This window comes from Candidatus Arsenophonus triatominarum (assembly GCF_001640365.1).
Classification (GTDB): domain Bacteria; phylum Pseudomonadota; class Gammaproteobacteria; order Enterobacterales; family Enterobacteriaceae; genus Arsenophonus; species Arsenophonus triatominarum.
Map to the genome: position 1 here is coordinate 1 of NZ_LWMI01000053.1, position 23486 is coordinate 23486.

Sequence of the window (23486 nt, forward strand, 5' to 3'; positions counted from 1 at the left end):
GTCCACAGCAAATCACACGTTGCTTCGTTAACGCTATGAATGCAGCAGAGTGACATTTCGGGTTATTGTTGGCCGGGCTGACAAACTGTCTCCCGGCATCACCAGAACGCTATCTTTTCAAACGGGCGCAGCACCATCGAGAATTGATTGCCCTCTCATGTATTCTACGCAGCAACCACTGCAATTTACGTTACTTCAGCTTTAGTCCGGAAACCAGCACATCCAGGTCAATAATATCATTGTTGCTCTGGAAGGTGTAATGCCCGTTCAGCAAAATATGCTGCCAGGCCACAGGTGATATCAGGGCCAGAGCCTCAATGCCCTGTCGTTACCTTCTGCTTCCAGTCGTTCCAGTCACGAGTTTCGCACCAATAAAAAACGCTCTATTTTTAAGTTTAATTCAGCATAATATATAAATAGACAAAATCTTATAAATTAAAATCAACTTATTGTAATTTAAACAAATTTATACGTTTTAGTAACTTGCAAATTAACCATTGCTTTTAAGCCATTTCTGGAATTTTATATGCCTGTGCGAAACTCGTGTCGTGATTACATGAAGTTTGAAACCAAAGAACCAACCTGTTGAGGTTTTTCCTCGTTCAGCTATCCCATCGAAGACTTTATGCCGGCGAATCCGTAAGTTATCACACACAGCTATCGGAGTAGAATCGGCAACCGACAGACCCGTGCACTTTCCCTTAATTGACTCAAACAGTGCCGTTGAAAGCTAAGGCACTGCGCGGAAGTAACCCTACGCAGCGTGAATATGATGGCAAGTTAGGAAATTCCTTCCTGGGATATAAACGGACATGATAGAGGTAAAATACCTTGAATTGGCTGAATCGGAGTTGATGAAACAAAACAACCGGTGTCATCATTTCAGCCAATGAAAGTTGAATAGACCGTCTACGACGCTTACTGCCGTTATTCAGCAAAATTTCATGCATTTTGGGCTCGAAGTCTTTACAAAAATCATCCATCAGGCAATAAAGTTCGGTAAGATTTTCCATGATTGTTTAACAATGCTCTACTCTTTAACCAGATTGTTAGAGTATTTTAACGAAATATGCGCATTCAACTATTTGAATATCAAGACTTTCACTTTATTTCTTATCCCGAACTCAGGTTAATAATAAGTAATTTTTTAAATTAGAAATATTTAAATTTTTGCATTTAACAATTCATTAAAATATGAATTATTTTAATATTTTATTTTACTTTTACATAAAATAACAAAATGTTATTTGTTTTTAATGTGGGGTTTTATCTAAGATTACTAAAATTATCTAAAGCTAGAGACTTATTTAAGTAAAATTTTTATATTCAACATAATTAATTTTATTAAAATATGTATTACATTGTTAAAAATAAGAATAATTAAATTTCAAATTGTTTGTAATTAATTTTGTTAGGGTATAGAGAATCTATTTTTGATGAATATTTTAAATCTTTCATGGAATTTGTTATGTTAACAAAAAAACAAATCGTAATAAGATTACTACCTATTTTCTCTTATTTTTTCATTTATATTCCATTATTTTCTTTTCTCTATCTCCTGCAGTAAAGGCGATGGAAAATGACAAAATGGTTGAAACAATGGCAGGAATACAATCTTTAGTTGAGCAGAATGAAAATAACAATATTCATAATAAAAAAGATTCAAAATTGTTCATGTATAAGAAATTAATACCCGAAATGGTTACTCATTAACCTGCGCCATGATGAAATCCTTTTTATTTTCTTCTAAATTTTGCCAAAATTATGTTGAAGGTTGAGATAAGGAACGGAATAGATGGTTAAAAAACGATTAATTATTAATCAATTTTGAACAAAAGGATAGATCTACCCTGTCGTGAGTTTTTATCGCCACCGCAAACAAGCCAGATCATGGTGACGTGCCATAAGTTCTTTACGATTCAATCCAAAATTCATTCCTGCGAAAAATAATTTTTTCCCACATAAGAGACAAGCAAGATGGTTGTCTATGGCGACGACTTTTCATTGCTTGTTAGTACTGGTATAACCCGATACCTATTGTCTCAATCTTTTGGTCCCTTTTATGTCACCGCGTTTTAGTCATGTTTTTAAATTTGGTCAACGCTGGCTCAATTGGCTTAATCGCCAACCCCCTGATAGTGTCCGAACTGTTGTGATGGAAACCATGGTAAAGATTATGGCTTGCGGCACTTCGCTTATGGGGTGGTCAATTTGGCGCTGTCCTGACCCTCAATGTAATTCTGAGAAACGGGTTAAATTTACCTGCAAAAGTCAAAGCTGCCCACATTGTGGCGTCAAAGCTTGCCTACAATGGATTAACAATACGCTAGCTTGGTTACCCGAAGCTCCTTGACAGCACATCACTTTTACCATGCCTTGTGAATATTGGCCTATTATTCGTGCCAACCGTTGGCTTCTCGGTGAAATGAATCGATTAGCCGCTGATGTGATATTAACCATCTGCCGTGACCTCAATATCACCCGGGCGTTTTCACTGCCATCCATACCTGGGGACGAGACCAAAAATGGCATCCGCATATTCATTTTTCAACCACAGCCGGCGTGACTAAAAAGAATACCTGGCGGGATATCAGCTTTTATCGCGAAAACATTATGACAATGTGGCGATAACGGCATTATTGAGAAAACATTATTACACGCTCACCATTCCCGATGAGCTTAAAGCTGAAGTAAGAAGTAAAGCATCATGGAATCAATTACTTAACACTCACTACAAGCGCGGGTGGAATATTAATCTTTCTGATATTCTTTCCAATATTACCCATGTCACCCTTTATCTCTGATTTTATCTAAAGAAACCCCCTGTCTCGCTCAGTCGCTTAAAACATTATTCCGGCTAAGATAACATCACGTTACGCTATAAGAGCCACCGCACGAAAAAACAGGAAGACCTGGTCATGAAATCCGATGAATTTATTACCCTGTTTGCGTCTCATGTGCCAGAAAAATGGTTTCACATGATCCGCTATTACGGCTTTTTAAGTCCATCAGCACGGATGCGAAAAATGTTAACGGAGGTTGTTTATCCTTTAGCCCAGCAAGATAAAAAACCCGCTAAAAAAATCACCTGGCGAAACATGTATCAACACGTCTTTAAAGTCGATCCACTTGCTTGTCTCTTATGTGGGAAAAATTACTTTTCGCAGGAATGAATTTTGGATTGAATCGTAAAGAACTTATGGCACGTCACCATGATCTGGCTTGTTTGCGGTGGCGATAAAAACTCACGACAGGGTAGATCTATCCTTTTGTTCAAAATTGATTAACAATTAATCGTTTTTTAACCATCTATTCCGTTCCTTATCTCAACCTTCAACATAATTTTGGCAAAATTTAGAAGAAAATAAAAAGGATTTCATCATGGCGCAGGTTAATGAGTAACCATTTCGGGTATTAATTTCTTATACATCAAGATGATGATGTAGCCAAATAGAACGAACACCACTTCCCGAAACAAAAATTCCTTTTTTTCTTAGTTCATTACTACTGCGGTGTTGTTCGTATGCAGGGTATTCAATCGCATACTCAACTACAGCGCTTTCAATCTGTTCATCTGCTCTATTTTTTACGTTAGGTACCCGTCGATTTTGATTAATTAAGGCATCGATCCCACCATCGTTAACAAGCTCTTGATAGCGATAGAAAGTATCTCGAGATACCCCTATAATCTTACAGGCTTTTGATACGTTATGAAGCTCTTCAGCAAGATTAAGTAACCCGACTTTATGTTTGATGATAGGATGATTTGTTTGATACATAGAATTACCTTTTATTATCTAATGATGTTAATTAAAACCGGTAACTCTCTTTTTTAAATCAGAATCGTCAGATTAAGTTAAGACTAATATATATAATGAATATTAAGAAGAAAATAAAGCCTGTCGAACATAGTTGTTTCGACAAAGCCATCTCGCGTCATTGTTCTCCTATTAACTTCGTAGTGAATTTATTAGCTGGACTAGTTGCATATTGCTTGATAGCATCTAAACTACAGTTACCTGTGGCAGAAACACATCCATCAGGCCTAATTAAATAAGGTTTATCTTGAACTTAGGTTACTTACACTACGTAGTACTGATATATTTAAACAATTCGTCACCAAAATTAATTTTTTTATTTACCAATGATTCCGCATAGCTATTATAAGGCAATATTCTGTTCAAAATAGAGTTATGTGTCGGATAGGTATCCTATATTAAACAGAAAGGTTAGTTAGTACAAAATTCCTGTTGCTGCTTGCTAGCATCCGTGTGTGTAGCAATCGCAAGATAATTTGATTATGCTCATAATATTTGTTGAGGTATTGTTATGTTCTATCGTACAGATTACCTTGAATTAAGACAAGGAATTTTCTAAACCATACTTTTTTGCATATTTATACTGCATATAGTAAGTAAATTTAAATCTTCATGATATTTATATAGGGATTTTTTGTCGCTTCCAAAGATCATTTTAGCAATCGCTAAATAACAGTGAATAGGAGAATATTTATGATTCATAAAATTTCTGATGAACCTCCATCGAGAGTAACAATAACAGGCTGACTATCTGCATTGAATCTAGGTGTATTCAATGGAGGTAGTCGAGGCAGTTGCGATAAAACTATCGTTTATTGACTTTTCATTTTATGCACATAGGTAAGGTCTAATATGCTACTCATAACAAACCACTACATGTTTTCTAATGATTCAAACAACACTATCAATTTTTCAATGTTGAATGATTCGAACCAGCCAGCAAGACGTCCATCTCAAATCTTATTTAATTCAAAGCCAACTGAGTGGAGAGTTTTCACCAGAAGGTTCATGCAAAAATTGACACAAAAAAGACACCGTGTCGTTGAAGATTATATCAGCACACTAATGCCTTGATTAGCAATGAATCATAATAAACAGGTTATTCCTGCTGACTAATGATTTGCTTATATGGCTATTTTAGAATTTATAAATCTAATTTTGCATATTTATTGCTTTCGATAAATTTCACCTTTTGAAGGTTTGTTAATGAGCTGAGAATCTTATTATGCATACTTTGATAAAACATAAATACAAAAAAAATTCTGTGCTTAACGATATAGTTGTCGGCGTTATTCTTGTGGCAATTATTGTCTTATTTGTCTATGGCTGGCAGGAAATGCATGGTCCATTTAACGGACATGATTTACCAGAACTTAGTGTGGACTATTATTTACTGCCTTACTATGCATTACGCACAACAATGCGATTGATTATTGGGCTTTTTTTCTCAATGCTGTTTTCGATCATATTTGCTGTGCTGGCCGCAAAATACGCTCCCATGAGAAGAGTCATTTTACCCTTCGTGAATTTTATGGAGTCTATACCTTTAGTCGGATTCCTAACCTTCACGACAGCTTTTTTTATCGGGCTCTATCCGCACAGCGTTATGGGACTTGAAGGGCTAGCTATTTTTGCAATTTTTACAGCCCAAGCTTGGAATATGATGCTGACACTATATCAGACGCTCAGAGTTGTTCCTAGTGAACTTGTAGAAGCCACTAAAGCATTCCACTATAATCCGTGGCAAAAATTCTGGCGCCTTGGGTTCATCTATTCGTTCTCTGGATTGTTGTGGAATACAATGGTTTCGCAGTCAGCGGCTTGGTTTGCGTTGATTGCTTCAGAGATGCTGACAGTAGGGGATGGTAATGCAAATTTACCTGGGGTCGGCTCTTATATTGGTATTGCGCTACAGGACAGTAACCTATCAGGGGTCGTTCAGGGAATATTAGCTCTTATCACCACTATTGTTATCTTCGATCAGCTTCTGTTCCGCCCGCTGGTACGCTATGCCCATCAGTTTAAATATGAGGATGTTAGTAACAAAATGGTGCCCAGCTCATGGTTCTATCATTGCTTGAATCAGTCACTGATCGGACAGAACTTAAGACGCGCTTGTAAATGGTTATCTATATTCTGGTTATTTGTTCTCCCCAAACCATGGTATGGATTAAAATTACATCGCTTCTTTGGCTTTTTTAGCCAAATGAACTGGCTGTGGTCCAGCCTGTGGTATTTGGCTATTGTCGTCGGCTGTATTTATTACGGACATCAGCTGTGGCTTTTTATTCCCAAGGAATATTTTGCCTCACTTCCGGGCTGGATGAGTTTAACCGCCGTACGAGTTATTGCCGCCATGGTGCTAAGCGTCGTAATATTTACACCCTTGGGCGTATGGATTGGCTTGCAGCCTAAACTTGTTCGCTTTTTCCAGCCGATTATTCAGGTCCTAGCCGCAGTGCCCGCAAACGTCTTTTATCCTTTGATCGCCTTTATTATTGTGACGTGGCACCAGGATTTGGGAAGTTGGACAATTCCGATGATTATGTTAGGGACGCAATGGTACGTGCTATTTAACGTGATTGCCGGAACGTCAATGATCCCAAGTCAGATGGTGGAAGTAAGTAAGATATTTCATCTTAGGGGAGGTTTGTGGTGGACGAAATTCACGCTTCCAGCCATCTTTCCTTATATTGTCACTGGGATAATTTCTGCAGCAGGAGGAGCATGGAATACCGCTATTGCCGCAGAGGTGCTTAGTTGGGGAAAAATCACGTTACAAACACATGGACTTGGTGCCTTTATTTCTATTGCCAGTGATGCTGGCCAAAATCCGCAAGAAGCGCTGGGATGTCTAGCTATGAGCTTCATGGTTCTGCTCTGCATTATTTTTGTATGGCGACCCCTTTACCTCTTTGCAGAGAACCGTTTTAAGTTTGATTAGTTATTGATAAAAAAAGATTTCAGGACCCATTATGAAACATTCAAAAGTGGTTTTAGAAGTTAAGAACGTCTCAAAATCGTTTAATAAGAACCGTAAACAAAAAGTGATTGTGCTGGACAATATTAACCTTGAGATAAAAGAGAATGAAATCGTTGCACTGCTCGGACGTTCCGGTTCCGGCAAATCAACGCTTTTAAGAATGATTGCAGGGCTTATCGAACCCGATTTTGGCTCGATTGTCTGCTGTGATCTCCCGATTAATGGCCCCTGTAAAAACACCAGCATGGTCTTTCAGTACTTTGCACTTTTCCCTTGGTTAAACGTGTTTGATAACGTGGCCTTTGGACTTCAGACACAAGGACTCTCGATGGATGAGGTGGGTAAGAAAACAATGGATATGATTGATCTGATAGGACTTTCTGGTTACGAAAAAGAGCACCCACGCGAGCTTTCAGGTGGAATGCGCCAGCGAGTAGGGTTTGCACGCGCTTTAGCAGTAGAACCGGAACTTTTACTTATGGATGAACCGTTCTCAGCGTTGGATATTTTTACCGGTAATAAACTTCGCCAAGACCTTATTGAGCTTTGGGAAAATCGCGTCATTAAGACGCGTTCTATGCTTCTGGTGACACATAGCGTTGAGGAAGCGGTTATGCTTTCAGACCGAGTCTGCTTGCTCGGAGGAAAAATCAGTACGATCACGGATATTTTCAACATTAATATTGAACGCAACATGAGGAACAAGGAAAGCATAATCCCTATCGTGAACAAAATCAGCGACGCATTAAACGATCGGATCGCGGCTTACGTGTAAAATTAATTTCTAAGGTAATTGGCTCCATTTCGAGCCAATTACCTGAACATGACTTGCCTACCGCTGGTTTTGCTACCAGTGCAAAAAGGAGGTCTGTCACATTAATGTAAAAAGGTTAATTTGTTGGTAGTTAGATGGTTAATGTGGTAGCTGCTGCGTGCGGTAGAAAATAAAGAAACTGCGCCGCCGTTGCTGTCTAATTTAGTGAAACTCCAGCGGTATATGTGAACAAAAACCATAAAATGATAGCAGCAAAAACACTGGAAATCACGCAACTATTACGGGAAAATACAAGGCTATGTAGTGGCCAATTTTAGTTGACCACTACAATTTGCGTCTCATGTGCCAGAAAAATGGTTTCACATGATCCGCTATTACGGCTTTTTAAGTCCATCAGCACAGATGCGAAAAATGTTAACGGAGGTTGTTTATCCTTTAGCCCAGCAAGATAAAAAACCCGCTAAAAAAGTCACCTGGCGAAACATGTATCAACACGTCTTTAAAGTCGATCCACTTGCTTGTCTCTTATGTGGGAAAAAATTACTTTTCGCAGGAATGAATTTTGGATTGAATCGTAAAGAACTTATGGCGCGTCACCATGATCTGGCTTGTTTGCGGTGGCGATAAAAACTCACGACAGGGTAGATCTATCCTTTTGTTCAAAATTGATTAATAATTAATCGTTTTTTAACCATCTATTCCGTTCCTTATAGCTAGGCGACTTAATTTTGATTACAAGGTGTGTTATGAGTTATACAATTGATTTTCGACGTAAAGTAATATCTGTAAGGAAAGCCGAAGGTTTAACAATTCGAGAAACTGCGAAACAATTCCGTATTGGAAAAGCGTCTTTAGTACGTTGGCTTAAACGACCAGAGCCAAAAAATTCAACGCCACGTAAGAGGAAGCTCGATAAAAATGCTTTAGCAAAAGATGTGGAACAGTATCCAGATGCTTACCAAAAGGAACGGGCAGAGCGATTCGGTGTTTGTAAAAAGACTATTTGGCAATCCCTTAAAAAGCTGGGATTAACCTATAAAAAAACTCTATTCCATCCAAAAACCAACGAAAGCGACAGGCTGGCACATCAGCAAAAAAGACAACAGTATGAAAAAAAAGATAAATCTGTTGTTTTTATTGATGAAAGTGGTTTTTCACATGACACTCCACGAACTCACTGCTATTCCCCAAAAGGTCACCGTTGTTTTGGCCTGAAAAACTGGGGGTGCTAAGGGAAGAACAAATGTTATTGGCGCTTTATTGGGAACAACCCTTTTTGCTATCGGATTATTTGATTGCAATATTAATCGTGATGTTTTTTATGTTTGGATCACAAAAATATTGCTCCCAGAACTTCCTGAAAATTCTGTTATTTTTATGGACAACGCTAGCTTTCACAAAGGTAAGAATATTGAACAGGCAATTATAAACGCAGGACACCAGATAGAATATTTGCCTGTGTATTCACCAGATTTAAATCCTATAGAACATAAATGGTCTCAAGCTAAACGTAAAAAGATGGAAACAGGATGCACTATCGATGACCTGTTTTTAATACATATGCTGTAATCAAAATTAAGTCGCCTAGCTATATCTCAACCTTCAACATAATTTTGGCAAAATTTAGAAGAAAATAAAAAGGATTTCATCCTGGCGCAGGTTAATGAGTAACCATTTCGGGTATTAATTTTTTATACATGAACATAATCAGGATTTTTGAAATCAAAAGGGAATGGTAATGGCATAGGAGAACTTGCGAAAAATCGCCTCTATTTAACTTAACCTGAGTTCGGGATAAGGATCCTAATTTTTTATCGTATATTCAAATAGTTAACTTAAAATTATTACATAAAACAGTATTAATTTTGGTTTTTTTCATGATTTTAGTAGAAAAATAGCTTCTTTTTTAACCTGCTATCACTAAGAATTTTCCTGCTTTTTTATCTTATTGATTTTAAAATATTTTTCATAAATCGGCTATTTTTATTTTCTCGCAACTATCGCTTATCTCGAACTCAAGTTAACTTAGGGTAGTTATATTGATTTTTATATCATCTTTTTGTATAGTATATATATACAGTACGCAAGGTAAGTTTATGATAAAAAACTTTCGTCACAAAGGGCTAGAGCGTTTCTTTAAAACAGGAGTAACTTCAGGGATTCAAGCTAAACACGCTGTAAAATTACGTGTTCAATTAACCGCCTTAAACGTTGCAAAAAAACCTTCGGATATGTCAGCACCAAGTTGGAAGTTGCACCCACTAAAAGGAGAGACGTTAAAAGGTCGCTGGGCAATATCTGTTAATGGAAACTGGAGATTAACTTTTAAATTTGAAGACGAAGACGTGATCCTTGTCGATTATCAAGACTATCATTGAGGTAATTATGACTAGAATGTATAACCCTTCTCATCCAGGAATCGTTTTACGTGAATATTTAAGCCACGTTTCAATTACTGAGGCAGCAAAAGCATTAGGTGTTACTAGAGTTGCTCTTTCTCGCATCTTAAATGGCAATTCAGGCATTTCTGCTGATATGGCTTTAAGACTAGAAAGCTCAATTGGTACAAGTGCTGAAATGTGGATCGAAATGCAAGCTCAATATGAACTTTGGCAAGCATCTCAAAAACCACGACCTGATGTTCATAGACTGCTACCACAGGTCTAACCCATCCGTAAATAACGATAAATAGTCTCGCGTGATACGCCAAATTCTTTTGCTAATTTAGCTTTCTTTTCGCCATAATTTGCTCTTGATTGTAACGATTGAATTTGTTCTTGATATATAAGAAATTAATACCCGAAATGGTTACTCATTAACCTGCGCCATGATGAAATCCTTTTTATTTTCTTCTAAATTTTGCCAAAATTATGTTGAAGGTTGAGATAAGGAACGGAATAATAGATGGTTAAAAAACGATTAATTATTAATCAATTTTAAACAAAAGGATAGATCTACCCTGTCGTGAGTTTTTATCGCCACCGCAAACAAGCCAGATCATGGTGACGTGCCATAAGTTCTTTACGATTCAATCCAAAATTCATTCCTGCGAAAAGTAATTTTTTCCCACATAAGAGACAAGCAAGTGGATCGACTTTAAAGACGTGTTGATACATGTTTCGCCAGGTGACTTTTTTAGCGGGTTTTTTATCTTGCTGGGCTAAAGGATAAACAACCTCCGTTAACACTTTTCGCATCCGTGCTGATGGACTTAAAAAGCCGTAATATAGCTAGGCGACTTAATTTTGATTACAGCATATGTATTAAAAACAGGTCATCGATAGTGCATCCTGTTTCCATCTTTTTACGTTTAGCTTGAGACCATTTATGTTCTATAGGATTTAAATCTGGTGAATACACAGGCAAATATTCTATCTGGTGTCCTGCGTTTATAATTGCCTGTTCAATATTCTTACCTTTGTGAAAGCTAGCGTTGTCCATAAAAATAACAGAATTTTCAGGAAGTTCTGGGAGCAATATTTTTGTGATCCAAACATAAAAAACATCACGATTAATATTGCAATCAAATAATCCGATAGCAAAAAGGGTTGTTCCCAATAAAGCGCCAATAACATTTGTTCTTCCCTTAGCACCCCAGTTTTTCAGGCCAAAACAACGGTGACCTTTTGGGGAATAGCCGTGAGTTCGTGGAGTGTCATGTGAAAAACCACTTTCATCAATAAAAACAACAGATTTATCTTTTTTTTCATACTGTTGTCTTTTTTGCTGATGTGCCAGCCTGTCGCTTTCGTTGGTTTTTGGATGGAATAGAGTTTTTTTTATAGGTTAATCCCAGCTTTTTAAGGGATTGCCAAATAGTCTTTTTACAAACACCGAATCGCTCTGCCCGTTCCTTTTGGTAAGCATCTGGATACTGTTCCACATCTTTTGCTAAAGCATTTTTATCGAGCTTCCTCTTACGTGGCGTTGAATTTTTTGGCTCTGGTCGTTTAAGCCAACGTACTAAAGACGCTTTTCCAATACGGAATTGTTTCGCAGTTTCTCGAATTGTTAAACCTTCGGCTTTCCTTACAGATATTACTTTACGTCGAAAATCAATTGTATAACTCATAACACACCTTGTAATCAAAATTAAGTCGCCTAGCTATATTGGCGCTTTATTGGGAACAACCCTTTTTGCTATCGGATTATTTGATTGCAATATTAATCGTGATGTTTTTTATGTTTGGATCACAAAAATATTGCTCCCAGAACTTCCTGAAAATTCTGTTATTTTTATGGACAACGCTAGCTTTCACAAAGGTAAGAATATTGAACAGGCAATTATAAACGCAGGACACCAGATAGAATATTTGCCTGTGTATTCACCGGATTTAAATCCTATAGAACATAAATGGTCTCAAGCTAAACGTAAAAAGATGGAAACAGGATGCACTATCGATGACCTGTTTTTAATACATATGCTGTAATCAAAATTAAGTCGCCTAGCTATATAAAAATTATGAGGTAAGCATATCACCTCAACTTAGGTGGCCAAATTTAGTATGCCACTACAAAGATTGGTCATGAAATCCGATGAATTTATTACCCGGTTTGCGTCTCATGTGCCAGAAAAATGGTTTCACATGATCCGCTATTACGGCTTTTTAAGTCCATGAGCACGGATGCGAAAAGTGTTAACGGAGGTTGTTTATCCTTTAGCCCAGCAAGATAAAAAACCCGCTAAAAAAGTCACCTGGCGAAACATGTATCAACACGTCTTTAAAGTCGATCCACTTGCTTGTCTCTTATGTGGGAAAAAATTACTTTTCGCAGGAATGAATTTTGGATTGAATCGTAAAGAACTTATGGCACGTCACCATGATCTGGCTTGTTTGCGGTGGCGATAAAAACTCACGACAGGGTAGATCTATCCTTTTGTTTAAAATTGATTAATAATTAATCGTTTTTTAACCATCTATTATTCCGTTCCTTATCTCAACCTTCAACATAATTTTGGCAAAATTTAGAAGAAAATAAAAAGGATTTCATCATGGCGCAGGTTAATGAGTAACCATTTCGGGTATTAATTTCTTATACATCAAAGGGAAAATTTAAATAAAAACTATATATTTTTAGGATGAAATAAATATTTTCTATCACTTATTTCATTTTTAAAAATTGTTTTTTTATCGTAGAAAAAGTCTTGTTGAAATTTTATAGCAAAATTAATTATCAATTCCAAAGCTGACAACATATCTGATTCTGAACTTTCTTCTGGTATACGGTAAATTGCTAATATCACTGAAGCATCTAAATCCGTAGATAATATCACATTAGAATAATAGTTTATTTTTAAAATTTGGATTAATAATTCTGGGTCATTAGTTACCCTCATTAAAGGGCAGATTATCTCTATTACTCCGTTTGATATATCAAAGTAAATAGATAGATCATTATTTATAGATAATACAGGCCCTTCATTATCTAATTCTAGACCAAAGTAATCATACAAAAATGATAGTAAATTTTGCATAATTTCATCAACCTTTAAATAAACTAGAAAGACCTTTTAAGCTATTTAATACATTTTTATCATCAATACGTTTTTCATATGAAAGGTTTAAAAAACTTAATGGTATATTTTTGATGACTTTATTACCTTTTGCTCCAGTATTACAATACTGTATTTCTTGGTTACCACTTTTGGTGAAAACCTCTTTCATTAATTCATTATTTATTCCACCATAAGGTGATCCTGGTTTACTAAGTTTTATTCTCTGATTATAGGAAATAACCTCTTGTTTTATCTCTGAATCTAGCATTCCAGTCCTATCTTTTCCACTTTTACAATTCCAACATGGAACCGCTTTAATTTCATATGCAAGCATAGCAATGCGTTTTGATGCTTTATAAGGTTCACCTTCATCAACATGATGCCATTTATTTTTCCATATAGTCTTTATTTGTTTGCTTAACTCCAGGACTTTATCTACATTGTCTGGGTTTCCTTTTAAATATTCACCAACCCAACCTCCAGGAGTTGAATTTGGTTCCAAATCATCACCTAATAATTTTTGCATTGCAATAGAGTTATAAAAATCAGAGGCTGAATTACCCAAGCCAAATTTTAGTGCTAATTCGTTTACTCCAAAATTAAAAGCAGATACCTCTAAATTAACCTTCACATTTTGTATTTGACCTTGCTTGTCTCTAATTTTTAAAGTCATTATTTGCTGATTACTAAGCGCCTCCCATACTTTAATCTGATCACGTAGCATTTTTTTTTCATTACCTATCTTACTATTGGTTAATAAAGAAGTAGATACTAACCGCAATTTAACTGGCTCGCCTTTTAAGGCTTTATCAAGGATATGTGGCTGAGAAAAAAGCGCTGCTGTAACTACTTCTCTGCCTCGATTTCTAGCTCCAAGGGTTCTTTCATACGAATTTTCCGGCAATTCATAAGGTGACAAAACACCGTGACGTATACCTTCAAAAAGCGTTTTATTAATACCATTCTCTTTTATACTGATTGATGATTTCCATAAATTAGTTGCATGATAAGTTTCTTTTGTTGAAGAAGAGCAAATACCTTTATCAGAATAAGATATCGGGAAAATATCGTCTTTTCCTAATTTCATTTTACTTGCTGGTTGCTGTTTACTTAAGTAAATTTTTCCAGCATAAATAATATTATTTTTTATGGTACGCCAGTTTTTGTTATTTAGGTGGTCAATTAATGCTTCTTTAAAAGTGATATTGGCTAATTTTTTAGCTTCAAAAGAAGAATGTTTATTTCGTAAAAAACTCTTAGATATTAAGTTAACAAGATTATTACGTAATTGTTTAGCAATTTCTATTTCTTTATCTGTTGCGGCTCTATTTTCCTTAAATTTTGAAGCATCCAATTGATTGGATAGCGAAATTAGTATAGAGCTATCTTCGCCCATCTTATTCAAAGCTAGGATAGCGGCATCTATTAAATTACGCTGATAGTCGTAGATATCATGAATTGAACGGTTTGTTTTAAATTTATTTTTTATTAATTTGTTCAGAGAAATGATTTTTTCATAAGCTTGATAAGATTTTTTTGGTGGTTTACCATGATTTACAGTTAATCTAACTTTATTAAATTCTACACTATTTGTTTTTTCTTTATTTGAATGATAAAGATTAACATTCAAACTATCATTTATTATTTTCATATTCATTTCAAACAATTTATTAACCTGGTTTTAGATAAAATAAAAAGATATATGAACAAATTCAGTGTTCAATAACTTATTATTGCTTTATTGCACTTTATTATAACCCAATGAAAGTTTATTAATTTGTTTATAAATGTAATATATTTATTATTGTCAACGATCACCGAAAAGTGCGCTCCACTGTTTTACTCGATTATTACTCCTGAGCAACGCTTATATTTCAGTCGATAGCTTTCACCGCTCAATTGCAGTACATACGAATGATGAAGTAAACGATCAAGGTAATCTGTACGATAAAACATAACAATACCTCAACAAATATTATGAGTCATAATCAAATTATCTTGCGATTGCTACACATACGGATGCTAGCAAGCAGCAACAGGAATTTTGCACTAACTAACCTTTCCGTTTAATAGTAGGATACCTATCCGACACATAACTCTATTTTGAACAGAATATTACCTTATAATAGCTATGCAGAATCATTGGTAAATAAAAAAATTAATTTTGGTGACGAATTGTTTAAATATATCAGTACTACGTAGTATAAGTAACCTAAGTGAACGTAGCTGCGCCGCTCACGCGGAGCGTGCTTGTTCTTAACGATGGTGGGATCGATGCCTTAATTAATCAAAATCGACGGGTACCTAACGTAAAAATAGAGTAGATCAAGATGGTCGCCTATGGCGACGACTTGTCATTGCTTGTTAGTACTGGTATAACCCGATACCTATTGTCTCAATTTTTTGGTCCCTTTTATGTCACCGCGTTTTAGTCATGTTTTTCAATTTGGTCAACGCTGGCTCAATTGGCTTAATCGCCAACCCCCTGATAGGGTCCGCACTGTTGTGATGGAAACCATGGTAAAGCGGCACTTCGCTTATGGGGTGGTCAATTTGGCGCTGTCCTGACCCTCAATGTAATTCTGAGAAACGGGTTAAATTTACCTGCAAAAGTCGAAGCTGCCCACATTGTGGCGTCAAAGCTTGCCTACAATGGATTAACAATACGCTAGCTTGGTTACCCGAAGCTCCTTGGCAGCACATCATTTCTACCATGCCTTGTGAATATTGGCCTATTATTCGCGCCAACCGTTGGCTTCTCGGTGAAATGAATCGATTAGCCGCTGATGTGATATTAACCATCTGCCGTGACCTCAATATCACCCCGGGCGTTTTCACTGCCATCCATACCTGGGGACGAGACCAAAAATGGCATCCGCATATTCATTTTTCAGCCACAGCCGGCGGGGTGACTAAAAAGAATACCTGGCGGGATATCAGCTTTTATCGCGAAAACATTATTACACGCTCACCATTCCCGATGAGCTTAAAGCTGAAGGAAGAAGTAAAGCATCATGGAATCAATTACTTAACACTAACTACAAGCGCGGGTGGAATATTAATCTTTCTGATATTCTTTCTAATATTACCCATGTCACCCTTTATCTCTGATTTTATCTAAAGAAACCCCCTGTTTCGCTCAGTCGCTTAAAACATTATTCCGGCGAAGATATAGCTAGGCGACTTAATTTTGATTACAGCATATGTATTAAAAACAGGTCATCGATAGTGCATCCTGTTTCCATCTTTTTACGTTTAGCTTGAGACCATTTATGTTCTATAGGATTTAAATCTGGTGAATACACAGGCAAATATTCTATCTGGTGTCCTGCGTTTATAATTGCCTGTTCAATATTCTTACCTTTGTGAAAGCTAGCGTTGTCCATAAAAATAACAGAATTTTCAGGAAGTTCTGGGAGCAATATTTTTGTGATCCAAACATAAAAAACATCACGGTTAATATTGCAATCAAATAATCCGATAGCAAAAAGGGTTGTTCCCAATAAAGCGCCAATAACATTTGTTCTTCCCTTAGCACCCCAGTTTTTCAGGCCAAAACAACGGTGACCTTTTGGGGAATAGCCGTGAGTTCGTGGAGTGTCATGTGAAAAACCACTTTCATCAATAAAAACAACAGATTTATCTTTTTTTTCATACTGTTGTCTTTTTTGCTGATGTGCCAGCATGTCGCTTTCGTTGGTTTTTGGATGGAATAGAGTTTTTTTTATAGGTTAATCCCAGCTTTTTAAGGGATTGCCAAATAGTCTTTTTACAAACACCGAATCGCTCTGCCCGTTCCTTTTGGTAAGCATCTGGATACTGTTCCACATCTTTTGCTAAAGCATTTTTATCGAGCTTCCTCTTACGTGGCGTTGAATTTTTTGGCTCTGGTCGTTTAAGCCAACGTACTAAAGACGCTTTTCCAATACGGAATTGTTTCGCAGTTTCTCGAATTGTTAAACCTTCGGCTTTCCTTACAGATATTACTTTACGTCGAAAATCAATTGTATAACTCATAACACACCTTGTAATCAAAATTAAGTCTCCTAGCTATATCAACACGTCTTTAAAGTCGATCCACTTGCTTGTCTCTTATGTGGGAAAAAATTACTTTTCGCAGGAATGAATTTTGGATTGAATCGTAAAGAACTTATGGCACGTCACCATGATCTGGCTTGTTTGCGGTGGCGATAAAAACTCACGATAGGGTAGATCTATCCTTTTGTTCAAAATTGATTAATAATTAATTGTTTTTTAACCATCTATTCCGTTCCTTATCTCAACCTTCAACATAATTTTGGCAAAATTTAGAAGAAAATAAAAAGGATTTCATTATGGTGCAGGTTAATGAGTAACCATTTCGGGTATTAATCTCTTATACATTAAACAAACTAAAATGACATCAACGGGATAGTGGAGACGTTTAAAGGTATTTTTTAACAATACACATGGAAACAACTCATATCTGAAAACGATATTCAAATATTCATTTTATCAAACAGACATTTTTTATGCGACAGAACCATTTAGTCTCAATTAATTCACATCATACATAATTTTTTTAAAATATTTAGATTCAAAAACCGTTCAGTCGGGATTTCTGTATCACTTACTATCTCAGGGAACATCATTCTATCCTGTAATTTAATTTCAGTATTTAAAATTTTAATTTTTTGTTTTTCCAATCCATCTTCATTAAACAATATATTAACGTTAATCTTATGTGATATATGATTTTGTTGCAGTTGAATATTAGGTGGAGATAACTCACCGATAGAAGGACCAAATTTCTCTATTGGCCATCTTAAAAATATATCAACATCAATACCTTGTTGTCTACTTACCTCGAAACTAACTTCCGGCTTTCCCACTTTCATCCAAATATTTTCTACACAAATAAGATCTGGTTTTTGGTGGGTAAATTGATTGAATAGCAGTTTTTCGAAGCTCTTATTCATTTTTTCAGAGATTAAATATTTGCTTAATATCAGTAGGTTATTTGGGTTATTATCCACCATATAGGATAATTTTTCCAACTGTAGTTTCTTTAACTTTATTTGGTCTGTTTGACCACTCCAGCTATTTTGAGCCTGAGCAACAAACTGATTTCCCATGTCGGTAATCCACCTGACATAGCTCAGGTGATTATTATTTATTCTAAGATTAATTCCAGCAGTAGGTGACTTGATAAATTCTCCGTCAGTAAACAGATGAGCAACTTCCTCATGGTTGTGATCCTGAATCAAAAACTCATTATCGATAAACATCTGTAATTGGCTAAAAGAATTATAAAAAATAGATTTCTCGATTGAAATCGATTCGATATCGCCATGCCAATTTTGCGCCACTTTTATTTCTGATCCAGTAACCCTCGACAAAAAATCTCTGATAGATTTTTTTTCTTCTTGCAAGATTTGACGTATTCCGGAAGGCAATGCGTCAATGTTTTTATCCACAACACACCCTTGATTGCTGGCATAAGCCATCATAATAATTTTAGCAAAATGCTTGTGTGAGATATCTTCCTTTATCTCTAAATTCATAGGCCAACATTCATTATTAAAGACTGATGAAAGTTTTTGTTCTCTGTAAGGTAATTGCAGATAATCATAAATACTATCAAGATTAGAAATAACCGATGTTACATTACTGATAGTACTGATAGTTTCATTCAATATTGGCTTTGGCGGCAGCTTGCTAGGATCGCTCTCTAAAAACTCATATAATTTCCATGCAGCCCCACTATGCAAAATGTTGGTATCGCGGTATTCAGGGCGATTCAATATGGCCCGTTTTAGCGCTGACATAAGCGTAGAGGAAATTATTTTCCCTCCGAAAATACCAGAAAAACCATTATCCAAAGCTAATTTTAGAACATTTTCACCATTTTCATATTTTGTCAAAGCTACCAAAACACGCTCAAGAGCATGATCTTTCAAGTTGGGACCTAACATTTTTGTTATTCCCATGGCTACATTATTTATACATCCTTCAGTATTAGGGCCTCTAGAATTTAGAAGGAGATTAACCAGGGAAGTCAAACCGTTATTAACTTGTTCTTGTGTATTACTAAAAAGAACGGACCTGCTCTGATTAATTATCTCTGCGCTGCGGTTCCCGAAAAATTTGGTATTGATACCATATTGCTGACAGATTGATACAGAATCAGAAATAATGCGTTTAGCCAGATTATTGCGGGTAATTCCCCCCCCAGTGATACGTTTAACTACCCCATTAATTTTACTACTCTTATTAAGTATTCTATATACTAAAAGACTAGCGGAGAGTCTAGTAATTAAAATTTTGTTCATATAATTAAATTATTTTTAAAACGTTTATTTATTATATCTTCCTTTGAAGGCTCTTGAGTAATCTGGCTTATTTTTGGTAAATTTTCCTGCCAGTACTCTGTTTGTTCTATTAGTGTCTCAACGTGCATCAAAGCCGATTCTGCTGATAGCACGCTGAGATCTATTAAACAAAATAAAATCACACGCTGGCCACCTGCATCATATCCAAACCAACAGCGGTTTGTTGCTATGCCAAATAAATGTATCTGTAATATAGAAGCAAAAAAATTATCTGAAAGAGGTTTCATAATTTGCATTACCGTTGAAAAAAGGTAGACATGATTATTATGATATTCTAAATTAATATCGATACTATCATCGAAACGTATGGTACAACCACCATTTTGGATTGCTGAACTAATATTTATATGGGTATCAGCATTCATTAATTTAAGAAATTCAGAAAAATTCATAGTATTACCTACCGGCTTTGTTGAATAAATAGATTTTATGCTACCAATCCAGTGTGAGACGACTGATCACTGCAAAGTAAAAAATAATTTAGATCTCATGAGAAAACGGCGCACCCGAGGCGACAAGCATTTTCTACTAAATATGAAATAGTAATACAGCATGATTCACTATTATTCAACAAACCCATGTTGATTACTATAAAAATAAACGTAGTTATAATAATTTAATAAATATTTAAAATTTATTATATATAATTTCTAAAAAGTTTTTATTTTTTATATAAACTATTAACAATAAATTTACTTCATTAAATAAGCATATTTATAATAAAATTAATTATTATGACTGTTTTATTAATTTTTAACGTTATAAAAAACAGAAACACTTTTTTAAAATAATAAACATGAAAATACAGGTATTTTATATAAAAATACATTATTAAATTATTTTTATTAAAAATTATTTTTTATATATTTTTTTAAAAAAAGATAAAAAAATAGGTAAAAAAAGATCTAAACTGTATTATTTTACTTATGTAATAAAAAACAATTGACTCATCTTTTCTTAATTAAAAATTAACAAAAATACAAAAAGATATAAATTATTTCTTATACACGAGTTTCGCAATCTCCAAAAAAGAAGTATCAAAGTTCATGTATAAGAAATTAATATCCGAAATGGTTACTCATTAACCTGCACCATAATGAAATCCTTTTTATTTTCTTCTAAATTTTGCCAAAATTATGTTGAAGGTTGAGATAAGGAACGGAATAGATGGTTAAAAAACGATTAATTATTAATCAATTTTCAAGATGGTCGCCTATGGCGGCGACTTGTCATTGTTTGGTAGCTCAGACTTAATCTGACAGTTGCCGGTTATTTATACAGTACCTGTCAGGTTAAATTTGATTTAAATCTTTCTCTCTCCAAAATTGTTTTCCATCGCGTAAAGTTGCCATAGGCGTTCGACCGCAACACATTTTTCCTTGATGAGTGCGTTGGTTATTATATTCCGCTAACCATTTATCTAAATCAGCTTGTAATTCATCTAAAGCCCTATAGATTTTTTACGAAAAGCCACCTGATAGAACTCTTGTAATACAGTTTTATGAAAGCGTTCACAAATCCCATTAGTTTGAGGTGAACGAACTTTGGTTTTTGTATGATCGATATCATTGATAGCGAGATAAAGTTGATAATCGTGATGTTCAACTTTACCACAATACTCACTGCCTCTGTCCGTCAGTATACGTAACACCGGTAACCCATGCTGGGAATAAAAAGGGAGAACCTTGTCATTTAATAAATCTGCCGCCGTTATCGCGCTTTTTGTTGTGTATAGCTAGGCGACTTAATTTTGATTACAGCATATGTATTAAAAACAGGTCATCGATAGTGCATCCTGTTTCCATCTTTTTACGTTTAGCTTGAGACCATTTATGTTCTATAGGATTTAAATCTGGTGAATACACAGGCAAATATTCTATCTGGTGTCCTGCGTTTATAATTGCCTGTTCAATATTCTTACCTTTGTGAAAGCTAGCGTTGTCCATAAAAATAACAGAATTTTCAGGAAGTTCTGGGAGCAATATTTTTGTGATCCAAACATAAAAAACATCACGATTAATATTGCAATCAAATAATCCGATAGCAAAAAGGGTTGTTCCCAATAAAGCGCCAATAACATTTGTTCTTCCCTTAGCACCCCAGTTTTTCAGGCCAAAACAACGGTGACCTTTTGGGGAATAGCCGTGAGTTCGTGGAGTGTCATGTGAAAAACCACTTTCATCAATAAAAACAACAGATTTATCTTTTTTTTCATACTGTTGTCTTTTTTGCTGATGTGCCAGCCTGTCGCTTTCGTTGGTTTTTGGATGGAATAGAGTTTTTTTTATAGGTTAATCCCAGCTTTTTAAGGGATTGCCAAATAGTCTTTTTACAAACACCGAATCGCTCTGCCCGTTTCTTTTGGTAAGCATCTGGATACTGTTCCACATCTTTTGCTAAAGCATTTTTATCGAGCTTCCTCTTACGTGGCGTTGAATTTTTTGGCTCTGGTCGTTTAAGCCAACGTACTGAAGACGCTTTTCCAATACGGAATTGTTTCGCAGTTTCTCGAATTGTTAAACCTTCGGCTTTCCTTACAGATATTACTTTACGTCGAAAATCAATTGTATAACTCATAACACACCTTGTAATCAAAATTAAGTCGCCTAGCTATAAAGCTTACAATGAACGGCTTTACTGTAAGTATCAATGTAAGTTTGTTGATAAACACGACTAACGCCTTTTAAATGATCGACATAAAAAGTATCTTGTGAACCCAGATAATCTGGATGCGCTGTTTTAATCTCACCACAGGCTTCATTATCTTGCGCTTTCTTTTCTAGAGCACTGATTTGTGATTCTGACAGGATAATTCCTCCTGTTGCGATTTTATCTTCAAGCGCTTTTAGGCGATTTGTAAAATTTTCGAGATTATGGCGCTGCCAAATAGAGCGAACGCCACTCCCCGAAACAAAAATGCCTTTTTTTCTTAGTTCATTACTACTGCGGTGTTGACCGTGTGCAGGGTATTCAATCGCATACTCAACTACAGCGCTTTCAATCTGTTCGTCTACTCTATTTTTACGTTAGGTGTAGTGGCATACTAAATTTGGCCACCTAAGTTGAGGTGATATGCTTACCTCATAATTTTTATAGGTGCCGAAATGAGTAAAATAGTTACTGCTGAATTTAAATGTGAAACCGCCAAATTAGTCCTTGACCAAAATTACACCTACCAGGAAGCCGCGAAAGGCATGAACGTCAGTCTTTCAGCGATTAGCTGGTGGGTAAGAGCCCTTCGTTTAGAACGTCAAGGGAAAACATCGCCTGGTCTGCCATTAACACCTGAACAAATTGAGTTCAGAGAAATTTTAGTTGATCACTACAAGGCACCGGTCGATTTTGATTAATTAAAGCGTTTATCCCACCATCGTTAACAAGTTCCTGGTAGCGATAAAACGTATCTCGGGATACCCCCATAATCTTACAGGCTTTTGAGACGTTATTAAGTTCTTCAGCGAAGTTAAGTAACCCGACTTTATGTTTGATGATAGGATTATTTGTTTGATACATAGAATTACCTTTTATTTAATTATCTAATGATGTTAATTAAAACCGGTAACGCTCTTTTTTAAATCAGAATTGTCAGATTAAGTTAAGACTAATACAATGAAGATTAGTTGAAACATCCATAGACAAAAAAAGCCCTTGTGTACTAATAGCTGATGATACACTAATTGCCAAAACACGTAGTAAAAAAATAGAGATGGTTTATGTATAAGAAATTAATACCCATGAATGCTAGCTGTAGTAGCTGAATAGTGCAATGCTTCAGCGTTAATTAACTCAAAAAAATCTTTTTAACGCCTAAAAATTTATTAAAACTCTTACGCTCACCGCAAGTCTGTGACCGAGCGAAGCGAATGAGCAGACGAGGAAGCGGAATATCACCATTAGTAACAAAGAAATACGGTCACTCAGTATATAACATATTTTGGGGTTTAGGGTTTTGTTGGAAGAATAGTTATCCACAGACAAGCCTCGCGCGCGCGTAGTTATATTTAGTTATGTATAAGTTAAAAGAGTTAAAGGCATAAGAATA

The 23486-nt window shown here is 35.7% G+C and carries 24 protein-coding genes and 10 pseudogenes; 16 read left to right on the forward strand and 18 right to left on the reverse strand.

All coding sequences use genetic code 11. The features are described from left to right. Positions 1-550: 550 nt before the first annotated feature. Positions 551-1013: pseudogene (locus AYJ55_RS29980) on the reverse strand (transposase); the annotation flags it as partial. Positions 1014-1572: 559 nt separating this feature from the next. On the opposite strand from AYJ55_RS29980, the gene AYJ55_RS31210 reads away from it, so the two are divergent. Both AYJ55_RS31210 and AYJ55_RS29985 read left to right on the forward strand, forming a co-directional pair. After that, positions 1573-1713: a hypothetical protein gene (locus AYJ55_RS31210; RefSeq protein WP_187153353.1), complete on the forward strand. Its 141-nt coding sequence runs from the start codon at positions 1573-1575 to the stop codon at positions 1711-1713. A gap of 349 nt (positions 1714-2062) precedes the next feature. Beyond that, positions 2063-3241, forward strand: a pseudogene (locus AYJ55_RS29985) (IS91 family transposase). A 187-nt stretch (positions 3242-3428) separates the two neighbouring features. Here AYJ55_RS29985 and AYJ55_RS21420 read toward each other — a convergent pair. Beyond that, positions 3429-3779: pseudogene (locus tag AYJ55_RS21420) on the reverse strand (helix-turn-helix domain-containing protein); the annotation flags it as partial. Between the two features lie 1303 nt (positions 3780-5082). On the opposite strand from AYJ55_RS21420, the gene AYJ55_RS21425 reads away from it, so the two are divergent. The 7 genes and pseudogenes from AYJ55_RS21425 to AYJ55_RS21455 all read left to right on the forward strand — a co-directional run bounded on the left by AYJ55_RS21425 (position 5083) and on the right by AYJ55_RS21455 (position 10243). Continuing rightward, entirely contained in the window at positions 5083-6762 is a 1680-nt protein-coding gene (locus AYJ55_RS21425) for an ABC transporter permease (protein ID WP_245677515.1), read from the forward strand. Between the two features lie 31 nt (positions 6763-6793). Continuing rightward, the gene (locus AYJ55_RS21430) at positions 6794-7576 is read left to right on the forward strand and encodes an ABC transporter ATP-binding protein (RefSeq protein ID WP_063657836.1); all 783 of its coding nucleotides are present in this window, start codon (positions 6794-6796) and stop codon (positions 7574-7576) included. A gap of 333 nt (positions 7577-7909) precedes the next feature. Further along, positions 7910-8203 (forward strand): annotated as a pseudogene (locus AYJ55_RS21435) (IS91 family transposase); the annotation flags it as partial. A gap of 119 nt (positions 8204-8322) precedes the next feature. Further along, positions 8323-8808, forward strand: coding sequence for an IS630 transposase-related protein (locus AYJ55_RS32255; RefSeq protein ID WP_063657839.1), 486 nt, complete (start codon positions 8323-8325; stop codon positions 8806-8808). A gap of 28 nt (positions 8809-8836) precedes the next feature. Beyond that, a complete protein-coding gene (locus tag AYJ55_RS32260; RefSeq protein ID WP_063653413.1) occupies positions 8837-9145 on the forward strand; it encodes a transposase in 309 nt (102 codons plus the stop codon). Positions 9146-9672: 527 nt separating this feature from the next. Next, complete coding sequence (locus AYJ55_RS21450) at positions 9673-9954, forward strand: type II toxin-antitoxin system RelE/ParE family toxin (protein WP_063657843.1); 282 nt, start codon at positions 9673-9675, stop codon at positions 9952-9954. 7 nt (positions 9955-9961) lie between these two features. Further along, positions 9962-10243: a HigA family addiction module antitoxin gene (locus tag AYJ55_RS21455; RefSeq protein ID WP_063657845.1), complete on the forward strand. Its 282-nt coding sequence runs from the start codon at positions 9962-9964 to the stop codon at positions 10241-10243. Here the strand turns inward: AYJ55_RS21455 and AYJ55_RS27250 are convergent. From AYJ55_RS27250 to AYJ55_RS21470, 4 genes are all read right to left on the reverse strand, one after another. Further along, positions 10240-10362, reverse strand: a complete 123-nt coding sequence (locus AYJ55_RS27250) for a helix-turn-helix domain-containing protein (RefSeq protein WP_162505811.1) — start codon at positions 10360-10362, stop codon at positions 10240-10242. The genes AYJ55_RS21455 and AYJ55_RS27250 overlap by 4 nt on opposite strands. 186 nt (positions 10363-10548) lie before the next feature. Beyond that, entirely contained in the window at positions 10549-10773 is a 225-nt protein-coding gene (locus AYJ55_RS21460) for a hypothetical protein (protein ID WP_063657846.1), read from the reverse strand. A gap of 52 nt (positions 10774-10825) precedes the next feature. Next, positions 10826-11359 (reverse strand): IS630 family transposase, encoded by a 534-nt coding sequence (locus AYJ55_RS21465; RefSeq protein ID WP_162505291.1) that lies wholly within the window; start codon positions 11357-11359, stop codon positions 10826-10828. Next, entirely contained in the window at positions 11283-11648 is a 366-nt protein-coding gene (locus AYJ55_RS21470) for an IS630 transposase-related protein (protein WP_063653415.1), read from the reverse strand. Before AYJ55_RS21470 ends, AYJ55_RS21465 begins: the two co-directional genes overlap by 77 nt. A gap of 37 nt (positions 11649-11685) precedes the next feature. Between AYJ55_RS21470 and AYJ55_RS21475 the strand changes: the two genes are divergently transcribed. From AYJ55_RS21475 to AYJ55_RS21480, 3 genes are all read left to right on the forward strand, one after another. Beyond that, positions 11686-12006: a transposase gene (locus AYJ55_RS21475; RefSeq protein WP_063657841.1), complete on the forward strand. Its 321-nt coding sequence runs from the start codon at positions 11686-11688 to the stop codon at positions 12004-12006. A 96-nt stretch (positions 12007-12102) separates the two neighbouring features. After that, complete coding sequence (locus tag AYJ55_RS27255) at positions 12103-12195, forward strand: transposase (protein ID WP_187153354.1); 93 nt, start codon at positions 12103-12105, stop codon at positions 12193-12195. Between the two features lie 6 nt (positions 12196-12201). After that, entirely contained in the window at positions 12202-12426 is a 225-nt protein-coding gene (locus tag AYJ55_RS21480) for a hypothetical protein (protein WP_063657846.1), read from the forward strand. 215 nt (positions 12427-12641) lie between these two features. Here the strand turns inward: AYJ55_RS21480 and AYJ55_RS21485 are convergent, their stop codons facing one another. The 3 genes and pseudogenes from AYJ55_RS21485 to AYJ55_RS27260 form a co-directional block, all read right to left on the reverse strand. Further along, positions 12642-13052 (reverse strand): type III secretion system chaperone family protein, encoded by a 411-nt coding sequence (locus AYJ55_RS21485; RefSeq protein WP_063657850.1) that lies wholly within the window; start codon positions 13050-13052, stop codon positions 12642-12644. A 7-nt stretch (positions 13053-13059) separates the two neighbouring features. Then, positions 13060-14730, reverse strand: a complete 1671-nt coding sequence (locus AYJ55_RS21490) for a type III secretion system effector inositol phosphate phosphatase (RefSeq protein WP_187153355.1) — start codon at positions 14728-14730, stop codon at positions 13060-13062. Positions 14731-14912: 182 nt separating this feature from the next. After that, positions 14913-15008, reverse strand: a pseudogene (locus AYJ55_RS27260) (ATP-binding protein); the annotation flags it as partial. Positions 15009-15612: 604 nt separating this feature from the next. Between AYJ55_RS27260 and AYJ55_RS36460 the strand changes: the two are divergent. Together AYJ55_RS36460 and AYJ55_RS21495 are read left to right on the forward strand one after the other, a co-directional pair. After that, a pseudogene (locus tag AYJ55_RS36460) lies at positions 15613-15777 on the forward strand (transposase zinc-binding domain-containing protein); the annotation flags it as partial. A gap of 9 nt (positions 15778-15786) precedes the next feature. Beyond that, complete coding sequence (locus AYJ55_RS21495; protein WP_245677516.1) at positions 15787-16194, forward strand: transposase; 408 nt, start codon at positions 15787-15789, stop codon at positions 16192-16194. A 73-nt stretch (positions 16195-16267) separates the two neighbouring features. Here the strand turns inward: AYJ55_RS21495 and AYJ55_RS21500 are convergent, their stop codons facing one another. The 8 genes and pseudogenes from AYJ55_RS21500 to AYJ55_RS27265 form a co-directional block, all read right to left on the reverse strand. Next, entirely contained in the window at positions 16268-16759 is a 492-nt protein-coding gene (locus tag AYJ55_RS21500; protein WP_162505806.1) for an IS630 family transposase, read from the reverse strand. Then, positions 16725-17090: an IS630 transposase-related protein gene (locus AYJ55_RS21505; protein WP_063654078.1), complete on the reverse strand. Its 366-nt coding sequence runs from the start codon at positions 17088-17090 to the stop codon at positions 16725-16727. Before AYJ55_RS21505 ends, AYJ55_RS21500 begins: the two co-directional genes overlap by 35 nt. A 524-nt stretch (positions 17091-17614) precedes the next feature. Further along, positions 17615-19384 carry a hypothetical protein gene (locus tag AYJ55_RS21510; protein WP_063657854.1) on the reverse strand — a complete coding sequence of 590 codons (1770 nt, stop codon included), beginning with the start codon at positions 19382-19384 and terminating at the stop codon, positions 17615-17617. Next, complete coding sequence (locus tag AYJ55_RS21515) at positions 19381-19809, reverse strand: type III secretion system chaperone (protein WP_187153356.1); 429 nt, start codon at positions 19807-19809, stop codon at positions 19381-19383. The genes AYJ55_RS21510 and AYJ55_RS21515 overlap by 4 nt, the downstream gene beginning before the upstream one ends. Positions 19810-20736: 927 nt before the next feature. Then, positions 20737-21179 (reverse strand): annotated as a pseudogene (locus AYJ55_RS21520) (integrase core domain-containing protein); the annotation flags it as partial. 19 nt (positions 21180-21198) lie between these two features. Continuing rightward, positions 21199-21732 (reverse strand): IS630 family transposase, encoded by a 534-nt coding sequence (locus AYJ55_RS21525; protein WP_162505291.1) that lies wholly within the window; start codon positions 21730-21732, stop codon positions 21199-21201. After that, entirely contained in the window at positions 21656-22021 is a 366-nt protein-coding gene (locus AYJ55_RS21530; protein ID WP_063657857.1) for an IS630 transposase-related protein, read from the reverse strand. The genes AYJ55_RS21525 and AYJ55_RS21530 overlap by 77 nt, the downstream gene beginning before the upstream one ends. A 32-nt stretch (positions 22022-22053) precedes the next feature. Then, positions 22054-22467 (reverse strand): annotated as a pseudogene (locus AYJ55_RS27265) (transposase family protein); the annotation flags it as partial. Between the two features lie 81 nt (positions 22468-22548). Here AYJ55_RS27265 and AYJ55_RS21535 point away from each other — a divergent pair. Continuing rightward, positions 22549-22755: pseudogene (locus AYJ55_RS21535) on the forward strand (transposase); the annotation flags it as partial. On the opposite strand, the gene AYJ55_RS27270 reads toward AYJ55_RS21535, so the two are convergent. Beyond that, a complete protein-coding gene (locus AYJ55_RS27270) occupies positions 22745-22957 on the reverse strand; it encodes a helix-turn-helix domain-containing protein (protein WP_074168190.1) in 213 nt (70 codons plus the stop codon). The pseudogene AYJ55_RS21535 and the gene AYJ55_RS27270 overlap by 11 nt on opposite strands. 100 nt (positions 22958-23057) lie before the next feature. Here AYJ55_RS27270 and AYJ55_RS36465 point away from each other — a divergent pair. Beyond that, positions 23058-23159 (forward strand): annotated as a pseudogene (locus tag AYJ55_RS36465) (IS701 family transposase); the annotation flags it as partial. Between the last annotated feature and the right edge of the window lie 327 nt (positions 23160-23486).